Source organism: Acinetobacter stercoris, assembly GCF_900323515.1.
GTDB classification, from domain to species: Bacteria; Pseudomonadota; Gammaproteobacteria; order Pseudomonadales; family Moraxellaceae; genus Acinetobacter; species Acinetobacter stercoris.
In genome coordinates this window covers 1-1,506 of sequence record NZ_OOGT01000382.1, presented here as the reverse complement: position 1 = coordinate 1,506, position 1,506 = coordinate 1, and the positions used below count along the sequence as shown (strand labels likewise).

Annotated in this window: 1 protein-coding gene; it reads left to right on the top strand. The window is 37.6% G+C overall.

Annotation, left to right across the window (positions count from 1 at the left end):
- The first annotated feature begins 62 nt into the window (after positions 1-62).
- Complete coding sequence (locus tag KPC_RS19690; RefSeq protein WP_121975991.1) at positions 63-1,415, top strand: MmgE/PrpD family protein; 1,353 nt, start codon at positions 63-65, stop codon at positions 1,413-1,415.
- Positions 1,416-1,506 lie beyond the last annotated feature (91 nt).

The following is a 1,506-nucleotide window of genomic DNA, read 5'->3' as shown; positions in this document are numbered from 1 at the left end:
TATCAATTCAGTATGGAATATTTATTGATTAGATAAGCTTAAGTTAAAAGGAAAAAGAATCAATGGAAGAAACAAATGAACTCACACTTTTTTTAGCGAATTTAGATGAAAAACAAGTCCCGGAAGCTGTTTATAGTCGTTGTAAGGCACTTTTTCTAGATTGGTTGGCTTCTGCTTATGCAAGTAAAAAACTGCATCCAATCCCGTTATTTGAACATTTTGCGCAATATATGGGGCCTCAAACAGGTAAAGCCACAATTTTAGTAAGTGAAAAATCAACTTCCGCCTATTTTGCTGCTTTTGTCAATGCGGCATGTTCTCATCTCGTAGAACAGGATGATTTACACAATAGCTCAGTACTGCATCCTGCAACTGTTGTTTTCCCAGCAGCTTTTGCTGCGGCACAGGATCTGGATATTTCCGGAAAAGACTTTTTATTGGCTTGTATCACTGGTTATGAAGCAGGTATTCGTATTGGGGAATTCTTAGGACGCTCACATTACAAAATATTTCATACAACAGCAACAGTAGGTACATTGGCTGCAGCTGTGGCAGTCGGAAAATTGATGAAATTTAGTCAATCACAATTTTTACATTTGATTGGAACTGCTGGTACTCAAGCTGCCGGACTATGGGAATTTCTAAAGGATGCTGCTGATTCCAAACAACTGCATACAGCAAAAGCTGCTGCCAACGGTTTACTTGCGGCTTACTTTACTCGTGACGGGCTAACTGGTGCTCAAAATATTTTGCAGGGGAGACAGGGCTTGGCAGAGGGAATGTCATCGGATGCTCAACCAGAATTTTTAAATGATCAATTAGGTCAGCGCTGGGCGTTGCTTGAAACCTCGTTTAAATATCATGCTTCATGCCGGCACACCCATCCAGCAGCAGATGCCTTGCTCATGCTCATGAAAAAAAATGCACTGAAATTTGAAGATATAAGTGAGATTACAGCACATGTGCATCAAGCTGCGATTGATGTTTTAGGTTTGGTCACTATTCCCAAAACGATTCATCAGGCGAAATTCTCAATGGGAACAGTCCTTGGGCTTATTGCCGTTTATGCTGATGCCGGGCTTGATTCTTTTAAAAAGCACGCACTTGAAGATGATAATGTCATTTCAATTCGTGACAAAGTACGGATGATTTTAGATCAAGAAATTGACAAAAACTATCCTAAAAAATGGCTTGGAAAAGTGACAGTTAAAACTAAAAAAAATCAGGTTTTTTCCGAGCTTGTTACTGATCCTAAAGGTGATCCACTCAATACTTTGACACAGCAGGAATTAGAAGAAAAATTTATCAAATTATGTGATTTTTCAGGAATGTTTAATGAAATTGAAAGAAAGAAAATTATCAAAAACACATGGAAATTAGATCAATTTTCACATGTATCTGAGCTTTTTAATTAACTTCTAGATTGATCAGAGATCAAAGACATAAATGTAACACTCATTTAATTCGGCATAAAACAGGATATGCATAACAAAGTGCATATTAACT

What these genes read in the sequence shown, in the direction of transcription:
- KPC_RS19690 (WP_121975991.1), top strand. Translation starts at nt 63, where the DNA reads ATGGAAGAAACAAATGAACTCACACTTTTTTTAGCGAATTTAGATGAA.